This window comes from Streptomyces sp. ICN903, from assembly GCF_022015835.1.
Classification (GTDB): domain Bacteria; phylum Actinomycetota; class Actinomycetes; order Streptomycetales; family Streptomycetaceae; genus Streptomyces; species Streptomyces fenghuangensis.
Genome location: NZ_JAKMAY010000157.1, coordinates 3,173 through 13,398, shown reverse-complemented (window position 1 = coordinate 13,398; position 10,226 = coordinate 3,173). Strand labels below are relative to the sequence as shown.

Here is a 10,226-nt window from a genome sequence, read left to right as displayed (position 1 = left end):
CCCGGCCGCCCTGGCCGCCGTACGGGTCGTGGGCGGGCGGGCCGGAGGCGTCGGCGTACGGGTCGGAGTGGGCGGCGTACTGCTGCTGCCCGTCTCCCGCGCCGTAGCCGTAGTCGTACGATCCGGCGTACTGGCCGCCCTGGTCGTAGCCGGGGTAGCCGGTGTAGTCACCGGTGGTGTACGGGACGGAGTGGGCGGGGTGCTGCCCCTGCTCCTCGTACCGCTCCTGCTCCTCGTACCGCTCCTGCTCCTCGTACCGCTCCTGCCCGTCGTACCGGCCCTGCTCGCCGTACCGCTCCTCCGGCTGCCCGGGGGCGGCGCCCCGCTCGTAGACGCCGTAGCCGCCGGTGTCGTCGGGCAGCGGCTCCGGGCTGTACGCGGGGGGCTCCGGCTCGTGGACCTCCAGCCCGGAGACCTCCAGGTGCGGGTCGGCGTCCTGGGGCGGCATGGGGCGCACCTCGCGGCGGCGCCTGCTGGTGCCGGGCATGCCGTCCAGCGCCCAGCCGGCGGTGAAGCCGCGCCGGTAGGAGAGGGTGACGAAGGTCTGGCCGACCGTGAAGGCCGCTCCGCCGAGCGCGATGACCGTCAGGGACAGCGGCACCGAGGAGATCGCCACCACCCCGAGGACCACCATGGCGAACCCGCCGAAGGCCAGCAGCCGCCAGCGCAGCCTCGCCTTGTACTGCAGCAGCACCTCGGCCAGCAGCCAGACCGCGACGATGCCGAACGCGATGTAGAGGAGCGTCCACCCCATGTACGTCCTCCCACCCCGTCTTCTAGCCCCGCCGGTGCAGGCCCAGATTCTCGTAGATCTCCAGCGTCGCCGTGGAGTGGTTGAGGGTGATGAAGTGGAGTCCGGGGACGTCCTCGGACATCAGCCTCGCGCACAGCTCCGTGGCGTACTCGATTCCCAACGAGCGTACAGCGGCCGGATCGTGCTCCACAGCGAGGATGCGTTCGGCCAGGTCCGGGGGGAAGGTCGCGTTGCTCAGCTTCGCGAACCGCTCGATCTGCCGCACGCTCGTGACGGGCATGATCTCCGGAATGATCGGGACGTCGCAACCCGCCGCGGCCACCTTGTCGCGCAGCCGCAGGTAGTCGTCGGCGTAGAAGAACATCTGCGTGATGGCGTAGTCGGCGCCGGCCCTGCACTTGGCCACGAAGTGGCGGATGTCGCTGTCCCAGTCCGCCGAGCGCGGGTGCATCTCGGGGAAGGCGGCCACCCCGACGCAGAAGTCCCCCGACTCCTTGATGAGCCGGACGAGCTCGGCGGCGTAGGTGATGCCCTGCGGATGCGGTACCCACTCGCCGGTGGGGTCGCCGGGCGGGTCGCCGCGGACGGCGAACATGTTGCGGATTCCGGCGTCCGCGTACTGGCCGATGACGTTGCGCAGCTCGGCCACCGAGTGGTCCACCGCGGTGAGGTGGGCGACGGGGGTGAGGGTCGTCTCGGTGGCGATCCGCTCGGTGGCGCGCACGGTGCCCTCCCGGGAGGAGCCTCCGGCGCCGTAGGTCACCGACACGAAGGTGGGGGCGACGGCCTCGACGCGGCGGATGGCGTTCCAGAGGGTGCGCTCGCCCTTCTCCGTCTTGGGCGCGTAGAACTCGAAGGAGTACGAGCGCTCACCGGAAGCGAGCAGCTCGCGGACGGTGTGCGCGCGATCCGTCCTGGTGGAAGGGGTACCGAGGGCCATGTCGGCAGGCTAACCGGCACCCCGGCCGCACACCGCATCACCGGGGCGATATGACCGTTTGGCCCGCTTGCCGTCCAGTGGGTGGACACCCGCCCGGGGCCGGGCCGCCTCAGACCGACCGCAGGCGCGCGGCGAGGTCCGCGGCGGCGGCCCCCGGGTCCTTCGCCTCGGTGATCGCGCGGACCACCACGACCCGCCGCGCCCCGGCCTCCAGCACCTGCTCCAGGTTGGCGGCGTCGATCCCGCCGATGGCGAACCAGGGCCGCCCGGGCCGCAGCCGCGCGGCGTACCGCACCAGGGAGAGCCCCGGGGCGGGACGGCCGGGCTTGGTGGGGGTGGGCCAGCAGGGGCCGGTGCAGAAGTAGTCCACGCCCGGCTCGGCCAGCGCCGCGTCCACCTCGGCCTCGGTGTGGGTGGAGCGGCCGATCAGGACGCCGTCGCCCAGGATCGCGCGGGCGGCCGGCACCGGCAGGTCGCCCTGGCCCAGGTGCAGCACGTCCGGGCCGGCGGCGTGGGCGACGTCCGCCCGGTCGTTGACCGCCATCAGCTTCCCGTGGCGGCGGCAGGCGTCGGCGAGGACGGCCAGATGCTCCAGTTCCTCGGCGGCCTCCAGGGACTTGTCGCGCAGCTGCACGATGTCGACGCCCGAGGAGAGCACGGCGTCCAGGAACTCCGCCAGGTCGCCGCGCTCCCTGCGCGCGTCCGTGCACAGGTACAGACGGGCGTCGCCGAGCCGCTCGCGTGCGGTCGCTGCCATGCGGGAATCCCCCCGGGACGAGGCGTGCGGGCCCCGGCGCCCTGGTGGGCGCCGGGGCCCGCACGCCGGTGATCGGTCGTACGGTTGGCTGCGCCCGGCCCCACCGGGCCGGGTCGTCCGCGGTGAGCGCGCCGCTCAGACGGCCAGCGCCTGGGCGCGCCGCTTCACCTCGGTGCCGCGATTCTCCCGCAGGGCCTGCGCCGGGGTGCCGGGCAGGGTGTCATCGGGCGTGAACAGCCACTCCAGCATCTCCTCGTCACTGAAGCCGTCGTCCTTGAGCAGCGTGATGGTCCCGGTCAGGCCCTTCACCACCCGGCCCTCGCCGATGAAGTCGGCGGGCACCTGGAGCACCCGGTTCTCACCGCGGCGCACCGCGATGAGCTGGCCCTCCTTGACCAGCTGCCGCACACGCGTCACCTCGACGCCGAGCCTGTCGGCGACATCGGGGAGGGTGAGCCAGGCCGGGACGAGAGCATCGGTCTTCGCGTCAATCTCGTTCACGGGAACCAGCCTGCCATCTGCCACCGACAGTCACTAGCGGGCCGCGCTCTTCAGGGGGACGGACGGGTCGGCGGCCCGCAGCGGATCCAGGGCCGCGCCGCGCTCGATCAGCTTCCGCCCCTGGGTCAGGTCACGTGGGCGGCCCACGGCCAGCAGGGCGCGCAGCACACCGTCGCGCAGCCAGCACACAGACCAGGCCGCGTCCGCCGGATCGCCGCGCCACAGCATCCCGTCGTCGCCGGTGTGGTGGCCCGCGTACTGGACGAAGCGGCCGAACTGCTCGGACCAGAAGTACGGCACCGGGTCGTACACCGGCGTCTCGGCCTCTCCGGCGACCAGGCCCGAGGCGACCGTGCGCGGCCCCTGGAGCGCGTTGTCCCAGTGGTGGACCAGCAGACGGCGGCCGTAGCGGGCCGACGGGTAGGAGGCGCAGTCCCCCACGGCGTGGACGCCGGGGGCGGAGGCGCGCAGGTACTCGTCGGCCAGGACCGAGCCGTCCTCGCCCAGCGCCACGCCGGAGCCCGCCAGCCAGCCGGTGGCCGGGCGCGCGCCGATCCCGGTGACGACCGCGCCCGCGGTCAGCACCGAGCCGTCGGACAGCTCCACCTCGCACACCGGGTCGTCCGGCGTGCCGGCCGCGGCGACGCCGGTGACGGCGCACCCGGTGCGCAGTTCGGCGCCCGCCTCCTCGTACCAGGCGCGCATCCGGGCCGCGACGGACGGCGGCAGCGCCCCGGCCAGCGGCTGGTCCGCGGCCTCCACCACCGTCACCCGGCAGCCGGCCTCGCGGGCCGCGGTGGCGAACTCCGCGCCGATCCAGCCCGCCCCGACGACCACCACCTCCCGGCGCCCGGCGAGCACCGGCCGCAGCCGCTCGGCGTCGTCGAGGGTGCGCAGCAGGTACACCCCGGGGACGCCCTCGGCGCCGGGCAGGGGGACCGGCTCGGCGCCGGTGGCGAGGACCAGATGGTCGTAGGGCAGCGGGCCGGCGGTGGTGTCCGCCTCCCGGTCGCCGGTGCGCAGCCCGGTGGCGGCCGTGCCCAGGCGCAGGTCCACCTCCAGGGCCCGGAAGTCGATGTCGAAGGCGGATCCGGCCGCCCTGCCCAGCAGCACGGCCTTGGACAGCGGCGGCCGGTCGTACGGCCGGTGGGGCTCCTCGCCGACCAGGGCGATCCGCCCCGGCCAGCCCTGCTCACGCAGCTGTACGGCGGTCTGCACCCCGGCCATCCCGGCGCCGACGACGAGGACCCGCTGCCTGCTCTGCTGCTCGGTTCGCACGCTCACGCGATCACTGTAGGAGGTCGGGGCGGGCCGGCGGGCGGCCCGGCGGCGGGGTCCGGTGAGAGCCCCGCCACAGCCGCCGGGGCTGAAGGGGAGCCGGGCCCCGGCTCCCCTTCAGCCCCGGCGGGCGCGCGGATAGGGTGGTCGGCGTCCGGGGGACGGGAAGGCCCCCGGGGCGAACCGGCGAACGACCAAGCGCGGGAGCCCGGCGCACCGGGCTGAGAGGGAGGCTTGCGCGGCCTCCGACCGTACGAACCTGATCCGGGTCATTCCGGCGAAGGGAGGAGCACCGCACCCATGCACGTGCTGATCATCGGCGGTGGCGTCATCGGGCTGGTCACGGCCTGGCGGACCGCGCAACGGGGGGCGCGGGTCACGGTCGTCGACCCGGCGCCGGGCGGCGGCGCCGCCGAGGTGGCGGCCGGGATGCTGGCGGCCGTCACCGAACTGCACTACGGCGAGGAGTCCCTGCTCGCCCTCAACCTGGCCTCGGCGCGCCGCTATCCGGACTTCACGGCCGAGCTGGAGGAGGCCTCGGGCCTGGGGACCGGCTACCGCGCCTGCGGCACACTGGCCGTCGCGCTGGACGCCGACGACCGGGCCCATCTGCGGGAACTGCACGCGCTGCACCGGCGCTGCGGGCTGGAGTCGGCATGGCTGACCGGCCGCGAGTGCCGCCGCCTGGAGCCGATGCTCGCCCCCGGGGTGCGCGGCGGGCTGCGCGTGGACGGCGACCACCAGACCGATCCGCGCCGGCTGACGGCCGCCCTGCTGGCCGCCTGCGAGCGGGCCGGGGTCCGCTTCGTGCGGCAGCGGGCCGGGCGGCTGTCCCTGTCCGGCGACCGGGCGGCCGGGGCGCGGCTGGCCGACGGCACCGCGGTCGGGGCCGACCTGGTGGTGCTGGCGGCCGGCAGCGACAGCGGCCGGCTGGCGGGGGTGCCCGAGGAGGTCCTGCCGCCGGTGCGCCCGGTCAAGGGCCAGATCCTGCGGCTGCGGATCCCCGGCGCGTACGCCCCGTTCCTCTCGCGCACCGTGCGGGCCCTGGTGCGCGGCGGCCATGTCTACCTGGTGCCGCGGGCCGACGGCGAGCTGGTGCTGGGCGCGACCAGCGAGGAGCAGGGCTGGGACACCACCGTGACGGCCGGCGGCGTCTACGAGCTGCTGCGCGACGCGCACGAGCTGGTGCCCGGCATCACCGAGCTGCCGCTGGTGGAGACCCGCGCGGGCCTGCGCCCCGGCTCCCCCGACAACGCCCCGCTGCTCGGCCCGACCGCCCTGCCCGGCCTGCACCTGGCCACCGGCCACCACCGCAACGGGGTGCTGCTCGCCCCGGTCACCGGCGACGCCCTGGCCCAGGCCCTGACCACCGGCGAACTCCCCGAGGAGGCACGCCCGTTCACCCCCCGGCGCTTCGACCGCACGCTTCAGGAGAGTCCTCTGTGAACACCGGCACGGCCCGTACCGCCGCAACCGTCACCGTCCATGTCAACGGCGAGCCGCGCGAGATCGCGGCCGGTCTCGCCCTCGACGCGGTCGTGGCGTCCCTGACCACCGCCACGGCCGGCGTCGCCGCGGCCGTCAACGAGACCGTCGTGCCGCGCGGGCAGTGGCCGGCGACGCAGCTGGGCGACGGCGACCGGGTCGAGGTCCTGACCGCGGTGCAGGGGGGCTGACGGCGGCCATGGCTGACGACACCCTCACCATCGGCGGCACCGCCTTCACCTCCCGCCTCATCATGGGCACGGGCGGCGCGCCCAGCCTGGAGGTGCTGGAGCGGGCGCTGCTGGCCTCGGGCACCGAGCTGACCACCGTGGCCATGCGGCGCCTGGACCCGACCGTCTCCGGCTCGGTGCTGTCGGTGCTGAAGCGCAACGGCATCCGCGTGCTGCCCAACACCGCCGGCTGCTTCACCGCCGGGGAGGCCGTGCTCACCGCCCGGCTGGCCCGCGAGGCGCTGGGCACCGACTGGATCAAGCTGGAGGTCGTCGCCGACGAGCGCACCCTGCTGCCCGACCCGGTGGAACTGCTGGAGGCCGCCGAGACGCTGGTCGACGACGGCTTCACCGTCCTGCCGTACACCAACGACGATCCGGTGCTGGCACGGCGGCTGGAGGACGTGGGCTGCGCGGCGATCATGCCGCTGGGCTCGCCCATCGGCTCGGGCCTGGGCATCCGCAACCCGCACAACTTCCGGCTGATCACCGAGCGGGCGTCCGTCCCGGTCATCCTGGACGCGGGCGCGGGCACCGCCTCGGACGCCGCCCTCGCCATGGAGCTGGGCTGCGCGGCGGTGATGCTCGCCTCCGCCGTCACCCGCGCCCAGGAGCCGGTGCTGATGGCGGAGGCGATGCGGCACGCGGTGGAGGCGGGGCGGCTGGCGTACCGGGCGGGCCGGATCCCGCGCCGCCACTTCGCGCTGGCCTCCTCGCCGGTGGAGGGGATGGCGGACCTCGACCCGGAGCGGCCGGCCTTCGGGTGAGCGGGTTCCGGGCCGGCCGCCCGCGGACGGCCGGCCGCGGTTCCCCTCCCGACGTCGCGGGGCGGCGGCGGTTTCGTCACCGTTGTGCCGCACTCCGGTGCGCCTGCGCCGGTGCGGTCGGCCGTGCGGGCGGCGGCTCGTAGACTCTGCGCCGTGGACACGACCCTTCGGGACCCGTTGATCGGGCACGTGCTCGACGGCCGGTACCGCGTGGAGGCGCGGATCGCCGTCGGCGGCATGGCCACGGTCTACCGGGCGATGGACACCCGGCTGGACCGGGAGCTCGCCCTGAAGGTGATGCACCCCTCCCTCGCGGCCGACGCCTCGTTCGTCGACCGGTTCATCCGGGAGGCCAAGTCCGCGGCCCGTCTGTCCCACCCGAACGTGGTGGGGGTCTTCGACCAGGGCGAGGACGGCGGCTACGTCTACCTCGCCATGGAGTACGTCCAGGGCTGCACGCTGCGCGACGTGCTGCGCGAGCGCGGGGCGCTCCGGCCGCGCGCCGCGCTGGACGTCCTGGAGCCCGTGCTCGCCGCGCTGGGCGCCGCCCATCTGGCCGGCCTGGTGCACCGCGACGTGAAGCCGGAGAACGTCCTGATAGGGGACGACGGGCGGGTCAAGGTGGCCGACTTCGGCCTGGTGCGGGCCGTGGGCTCCCAGACGTCCGCCTCCACCGGCTCGGTGCTGGGCACCGTCTCCTACCTGGCGCCCGAGCAGATCGAGCACGGCACCGCCGACGCCCGCGCGGACGTCTACGCCTGCGGCGTGGTGCTGTACGAGATGCTGACCGGCTCCAAGCCGCACGCCGGCGGCACCCCGGCCCAGGTGCTCTACCAGCACCTCCACCAGGACGTCCCGGCCCCCTCGACCCTCGTGCCCGGCCTCGCCCCCGCCCTGGACGACCTGGTGGCCCGTACCGCCGCCCGCGACCCCGGGCGGCGGCCGGCCGACGCCGTGGAGCTGCTCGCCGAGGTCGGGGCCGTGAAGGAGGCGCTGACCGGCGAGGAACTGGACGCGCCGCCTCCGGCCGCCGCCGGCGGGGACGGCTCCCCCGTCCCCGCCGGCCCCGAGGACCGCACCACCGTGCTCCCGCGCGGCAGCGCGCCGAAGGCTTCCGCCGGCGGCGCCGGCCCGGAGGAGTCCGGGGAGGCCGGGGAGACCGAGGAGGCCCTGAACCGCACGTCCGTCCTGCCCCGGCCGGACTCCGTGCGCACGCCTCCCCGGGAGCCGGGCCCGCCCGGGCCGGGCGCGCGCCGGCGGCGGTGGGCCGGCCGCGGGCCCCGGCGTTCGCTGCCGGCGCTGGTCACCGCCGTCCTGCTGGTCCTCGGCACGGCGCTGGGCCTGTGGTACATCAACTCCGGGCAGTTCACCAGGACCCCCGGAGTGCTCGACATGACCGAGGACCGGGCCAAGCGAACGGTCGAGGAGGCCGGGCTGGAGTGGCGGATCGTCCGGGACTACAGCGACACCGTGGAACGGGGCCATGTCATCGGCACCGACCCGGACCGCGGTGAGCGCATCCGCGGCAACGGCACGGTGACCATCACCGTCTCCCAGGGGCCGGAGCGGGTCGAGGTCCCCGATGTGACGGGCGACACGCCGGAAGAGGCCCGCCGGAAGATCAAGGCCGCCGGGCTGGAGCCCGGCATGGTGACCCGGGAGTTCTCGGGGAAGGTGGAGCGGGGCTCGGTGGCCCGCACCGAGCCCGGGGCGGGCAGCGTGCGCCGTCCGGGCACGGCCGTGGCGCTCGTGCTCTCCAAGGGCGCGCGGGTCGAGGTGCCCGGTGTCGTCGGCGAGGACGAGGGGACGGCCCGGCAGCGGCTGGAGGAGGCCGGGCTGAAGGTGCGCACCGCCCCGGAGCGGGTCTTCTCCGAGGAGGACGAGGGCACGGTCGCCCGGCAGTCGCCCCGCGAGGGCGCGGTGGCCGCCGAGGGCGACACCGTGACGCTGACCGTCTCCAAGGGCCCGGAGATGATCGAGGTCCCGGACGTGGAGGGGCTGGAGGAGAGCGAGGCCCGGCAGGCCCTCGAGGAGGCGGGCTTCGAGGTGAAGGTCCGCAGGGTCTTCTTCACCGGCACCGTCTTCGACCAGTCGGTCGCCGCCGGCGAGCGGGCCCCGCGCGGCTCGGAGATCACCGTCTGGGTGCGCTGACCGGAGCGCACCGGCCCGGCCGGCCCGGTCCGTGTGTCACCGCACGGGGACGGAGGGTTGCTTGAGCGGGCAGCCGTTGTGAAGCGCCCCATAGGACCCAGATCACTTACGAACCCGCCTAGTAGGCACCGCGGCGGCCCGTTCGGCCCCGAGCGGCGCGGACCGGCACCCGAAGGCCCGTTGCGCCGGATATCAACGAATCCGGGTAGTACGTCACACTTTTGTCCTCATAAGTTCCGGCCGCTAACAATGCAACAGTCGCCAGCGCCGAGGAGAGGAACCCGGCGCAACCCCGCTCGGCCCCATGGCCGGCCCGGCTGATCCGGCTCTGCGACGCAAGCGATCGGAAGAGGTTCTCCTCCCCCATGTCTGTGTTCCGCGTTCTCGACCAGTTCCGCGTGTCCGGCACCACCCGCATGACCGGCACCCACAAGTTCTCCGCCATCGGCGTCGTCGCGGCCACCGGCGCCGCCACCCTGGCACTCGGCCTCGCCCCGGCGGGCGCCGAGGAGACCGCTCCCTCGGCCGGGCCGAAGCCCGCTTCCGCACCGGTCTCGCTCCCGGTGGAGCCGGCCGCCCAGGCCGAGGACATCGCCGCCGGGCAGGGCGGCCTGCGGGCGCAGTTCTCCGGCTCCTACCAGCAGGCCCAGGCCGACGCCCGCGAGGCCGCTGCCGAGGAGAAGCGCGAGGCCGAGAAGGCCGAGAAGGCCGAGAAGGCCCGGAAGGAGGCCGAGCGCGAGGCCGCCGCCGACCGCGACTCCACCCGGGAGAAGGCCGCCGACCGGTCGCACGACCGCGGCGGCTGGGGCAGCGGCGGCAACTGGGGCGAGCGCGACGAGGAGTCCCTGGAGCAGGCCTACGAGCGCGAGCGGAGTGAGGCCGCCTCCTACCCGGACAACCTCGACGGGTGGATCCGCGAGGCCCTGGCCATCATGGAGCGCGAGGGCATCCCCGGCACCTACGAGGGCATCCACCGCAACATCATGCGCGAGTCCAGCGGCGACCCGCGGGCCATCAACAACTGGGACGTCAACGCCCGCAACGGCATACCCTCCAAGGGGCTGCTCCAGGTGATCCAGCCCACCTTCGACGCCTACCACGTCGAGGGCACCAAGTACGACCTGTACGACCCGGTGGCCAACATCGTCGCCGCGTGCAACTACGCCGCCGACCGGTACGGCTCCATGGACAACGTCGACTCGGCCTACTGACCGGCCGGAAGACCCCTTCCGCACGGCCCGGCGGCCCGCTCACCACAAGCGGGCCGCCGGGCCGTGCGCCGTGTGCCGTAAGGGCCTGGCACCCTCGATGTGTGAGCACCGCACCTTCCCCGTACGACGCCCCACCGTCCTCCCCGTCCTCC

General features: G+C 74.9%; 10 protein-coding genes and 1 riboswitch. Of the genes, 5 read left to right on the top strand and 5 right to left on the bottom strand.

Annotation, left to right across the window (positions count from 1 at the left end):
• The 5 genes from L7D48_RS17040 to L7D48_RS17020 all read right to left on the bottom strand — a co-directional run.
• Positions 1 to 754, bottom strand: a 754-nt coding sequence (locus L7D48_RS17040) for a hypothetical protein (protein WP_237880301.1), incomplete at its 3' end; no start/stop codon positions are given.
• Positions 755 to 776: 22 nt separating this feature from the next.
• Complete coding sequence (gene metF, locus L7D48_RS17035) at positions 777 to 1,694, bottom strand: methylenetetrahydrofolate reductase [NAD(P)H] (protein ID WP_237880300.1); 918 nt, start codon at positions 1,692 to 1,694, stop codon at positions 777 to 779.
• Positions 1,695 to 1,803: 109 nt separating this feature from the next.
• The gene (thiE, locus tag L7D48_RS17030; RefSeq protein WP_237880299.1) at positions 1,804 to 2,451 is read right to left on the bottom strand and encodes a thiamine phosphate synthase; all 648 of its coding nucleotides are present in this window, start codon (positions 2,449 to 2,451) and stop codon (positions 1,804 to 1,806) included.
• Between the two features lie 135 nt (positions 2,452 to 2,586).
• Entirely contained in the window at positions 2,587 to 2,952 is a 366-nt protein-coding gene (locus tag L7D48_RS17025; protein ID WP_237880298.1) for an Rv2175c family DNA-binding protein, read from the bottom strand.
• A 33-nt stretch (positions 2,953 to 2,985) separates the two neighbouring features.
• Entirely contained in the window at positions 2,986 to 4,236 is a 1,251-nt protein-coding gene (locus tag L7D48_RS17020; RefSeq protein ID WP_237880297.1) for an NAD(P)/FAD-dependent oxidoreductase, read from the bottom strand.
• A 187-nt stretch (positions 4,237 to 4,423) separates the two neighbouring features.
• A riboswitch (TPP riboswitch) is annotated at positions 4,424 to 4,533 on the top strand.
• Here L7D48_RS17020 and thiO point away from each other — a divergent pair.
• From thiO to L7D48_RS16995, 5 genes are all read left to right on the top strand, one after another.
• Positions 4,531 to 5,676, top strand: a complete 1,146-nt coding sequence (gene thiO, locus L7D48_RS17015) for a glycine oxidase ThiO (protein WP_237880296.1) — start codon at positions 4,531 to 4,533, stop codon at positions 5,674 to 5,676. (Overlaps the previous riboswitch by 3 nt.)
• Positions 5,673 to 5,906, top strand: a complete 234-nt coding sequence (thiS, locus tag L7D48_RS17010; RefSeq protein WP_237880295.1) for a sulfur carrier protein ThiS — start codon at positions 5,673 to 5,675, stop codon at positions 5,904 to 5,906. The genes thiO and thiS overlap by 4 nt, the downstream gene beginning before the upstream one ends.
• 8 nt (positions 5,907 to 5,914) lie before the next feature.
• A complete protein-coding gene (locus L7D48_RS17005; RefSeq protein WP_237880294.1) occupies positions 5,915 to 6,712 on the top strand; it encodes a thiazole synthase in 798 nt (265 codons plus the stop codon).
• A 153-nt stretch (positions 6,713 to 6,865) separates the two neighbouring features.
• Positions 6,866 to 8,863 carry a Stk1 family PASTA domain-containing Ser/Thr kinase gene (gene pknB / locus L7D48_RS17000; protein ID WP_237880293.1) on the top strand — a complete coding sequence of 666 codons (1,998 nt, stop codon included), beginning with the start codon at positions 6,866 to 6,868 and terminating at the stop codon, positions 8,861 to 8,863.
• 365 nt (positions 8,864 to 9,228) lie between these two features.
• Positions 9,229 to 10,074 carry a transglycosylase SLT domain-containing protein gene (locus tag L7D48_RS16995; RefSeq protein WP_237880292.1) on the top strand — a complete coding sequence of 282 codons (846 nt, stop codon included), beginning with the start codon at positions 9,229 to 9,231 and terminating at the stop codon, positions 10,072 to 10,074.
• Positions 10,075 to 10,226: the final 152 nt, after the last annotated feature.

Coding starts and splice junctions, on each gene's coding strand:
- metF (WP_237880300.1), bottom strand. CDS start 1,694: ATGGCCCTCGGTACCCCTTCCACCAGGACGGATCGCGCGCACACCGTC.
- thiE (WP_237880299.1), bottom strand. CDS start 2,451: ATGGCAGCGACCGCACGCGAGCGGCTCGGCGACGCCCGTCTGTACCTG.
- thiO (WP_237880296.1), top strand. CDS start 4,531: ATGCACGTGCTGATCATCGGCGGTGGCGTCATCGGGCTGGTCACGGCC.
- L7D48_RS17005 (WP_237880294.1), top strand. CDS start 5,915: ATGGCTGACGACACCCTCACCATCGGCGGCACCGCCTTCACCTCCCGC.
- L7D48_RS16995 (WP_237880292.1), top strand. CDS start 9,229: ATGTCTGTGTTCCGCGTTCTCGACCAGTTCCGCGTGTCCGGCACCACC.